The following is a 2,618-nucleotide window of genomic DNA, read 5'->3' as shown; positions in this document are numbered from 1 at the left end:
CGGACGCGGGCACGAGCGCCGCGCGCGTCATCCCGCCGGGCGCGGAGGCGTCGGCGATGTGGCAGATCCGCGCCGACGGCGCCGGGCTGGCCGGCCGCACGCCCGACGGCGCCCAGGCGTGGCCGGGGTGGGAGGACGCGGCGGTCCCGCCCGAGCGGCTCGGTGCCTACCTGCGCGAGTTCGACGCGCTCATGGCCGCCCACGGCGTCGAGGGCCTGCCGTACGGGCACTTCGGCGACGGCTGCATCCACGTGCGGCTCGGCATCCCGCTCGAGCGGTCGGCCGACGTCCCGGGCTTCCGCGCCTTCATGACCGAGGCGGCTCACCTCGTCGCCGCGCACGGCGGCTCGCTGTCCGGCGAGCACGGGGACGGGCGTGCCCGCTCCGAGCTGCTGCCGCTGATCTACTCCGAGCGTGCGATCGGGCTGTTCGGCGCGGTCAAGGAGCTGTTCGACCCGGCGGACGTGCTCAACCCGGGCGTCCTGGTCGACCCGCGCCCGCTCGACGCGGACCTGCGCCGCCCGCACGCGCTGCCGATCGCGCGCTCCGGCGGCTTCGCCTTCCCGCACGACGGCGGCGACCTGACGACGGCCGTCCACCGCTGCGTCGGCGTCGGCAAGTGCCGGGCCGACTCCGGGGCGTCGGGCGGCTTCATGTGCCCCTCCTACCTCGCGACGCGCGACGAGAAGGACTCGACCCGCGGCCGGGCGCGCGTGCTGCAGGAGATGGCCAACGGGACGCTGGTGACGCACGGCGCCCGCTCCGCCGAGGTCCACGAGGTGCTGGACCTGTGCCTGAGCTGCAAGGCGTGCTCGAGCGACTGCCCGGCCGGGGTCGACATGGCCCAGTACAAGGCCGAGGTGCTGCACCGGACGTACCGCCGCCGGCTGCGGCCCCGCACCCACTACGCGCTCGGCTGGCTGCCGCGCTGGAGCCGGCTCGTCGACCGGCTGGGGCTCGCGGGCGTCGCGAACGCCGTCCTCGGTGTGCGCCCGCTCGCGCGTCTCGTCCTGCGCGTCGGCGGCATGGACGCGCGCCGCTCGATCCCGGCGTTCGCGCCCACGTCGTTCCGCCGCTGGTGGTCCGGGCAGGGCGGCGCCGTGCACCCCACCGACGGTGTGGGCGAGGCGACGGTGGGCGCGGCGTCGAGCCTCGGCTCCACGGACCCGGCGCGCCGCGTCGTGCTGTGGACCGACTCCTTCAGCGACGGCTTCGACCCCGACGTGCCCCGCGCGATGGTCCGGGTGCTGCGGGACGCCGGCTACGAGGTGATCGTCCCGGAGCAGGACGCGTGCTGCGGGCTGACCTGGATCAGCACGGGCCAGCTCGACGGCGCCCGGGCACGGCTCTCCGACCTGCTGGGCGTGCTCGGACCGTACGCCGTCAACGGCATCCCGATCGTGGGGGTCGAGCCGTCCTGCACCGCCGTGCTGCGTTCCGACCTGCTCGACCTGCTGCCGGACGACCCGCGCGCCGTCGCCGTCGCCCACGCCACGCGCACGCTCGCCGAGCTGCTCACCGCCCCGGCCCCGCTGGGCCCCGACGGGTGGGAGCCGCCGAGCCTGGAGGGCGTCACCGTCGTCGCGCAGCCGCACTGCCACCACCACTCGGTCATGGGGTACGACGCCGACCGGGCGCTGCTCCGCGCGGCCGGCGCGGAGGTGACCACGCTCGCGGGGTGCTGCGGTCTCGCCGGGAACTTCGGCATGGAGCACGGGCACTACGAGGTCTCGGTCGCCGTCGCCGAGCACGCCCTGCTGCCGGCGCTGCGCGACGCGGCCCCCGGCACGGTGCTGCTGGCCGACGGGTTCTCCTGCCGGACCCAGGCGCAGGACCTCGCCGGCGCGTCGATGAGGCACCTCGCCCAGCTGCTCTCCGACCGGATCGACGCCCGCGAGCGCGCCCAGGGGTGAGTCCCGCCGCTGGACCGAACGGGTCGATTCCCGCCGGGGCATTCCGGACAGACCACCGCAGACCGTAGGCTGCGGGCGGTCGAGGCGCGCGAGCGCAGTCGGGAAGTGCCATGCCCCCCATGTTCGAGGTCGAGAGCACGAGGTCCGTCGCGGTCCACCCCCTGTCGCCCGAGGGCGGCGGGCTGCCGACGCCGGGGCTCGTGGCCGACCACCTGGACACGCTGCTCGGCGAGCAGCTGCTGCCCCTGCGCCTGCGCGAGGGCGCCGCCGACGAGCCGTACCTCCTGGCGGTCGACGCCTCGGGGCAGCCCGTGGTCGTCGAGATCTGCGCCGTGCTGGACGAGGCCGCCGTCGTGAAGGCGCTGCGGCACGCGGGGCGGGCCGCGAGCATGAGCGCGCAGGACCTGGCGCGTGCCTACCCCGGCGGCCCCGGGCGCTTCGCGGCGCATCTCGAGGCCTTCCGAGAGACGGTGCCCGCGACGACGCTCCTGCCCACGTCGGTCCGCAGCGGGGCGCGCCTGCTCCTCGTGTGCTCGGCGATCGCCCCCGGGATGGAGGACGTCGTCGAGTTCCTGCTCCAGCCGGGCTGGCGGGTCGACGTGCTCACGGTCGACGTCGTGCCCGGCGCCGACGGCGCGCGCATCGTCGGCGTCGCGCCGCTCACGCGCGTGCCGCCGCCGCGGCGCGCCATGGAGCCCGCGCGTC

Annotated in this window: 1 protein-coding gene and 1 pseudogene; both read left to right on the top strand. The window is 76.5% G+C overall.

The features are described 5' to 3' along the window. A partial coding sequence (locus tag IDM29_RS16260) for an FAD-binding and (Fe-S)-binding domain-containing protein (RefSeq protein ID WP_188037792.1) occupies positions 1-1,913 on the top strand: 1,913 nt, incomplete at its 5' end. A 110-nt stretch (positions 1,914-2,023) separates the two neighbouring features. Then, positions 2,024-2,618, top strand: a pseudogene (locus IDM29_RS16255) (hypothetical protein); the annotation flags it as partial.

Source organism: Actinotalea sp. JY-7885, from assembly GCF_014525465.1.
Classification (GTDB): Bacteria; Actinomycetota; Actinomycetes; order Actinomycetales; family Cellulomonadaceae; genus Actinotalea.
Note: the sequence above shows the minus strand (reverse complement) of the source record. Positions and strands in the feature narration are given on the sequence as shown.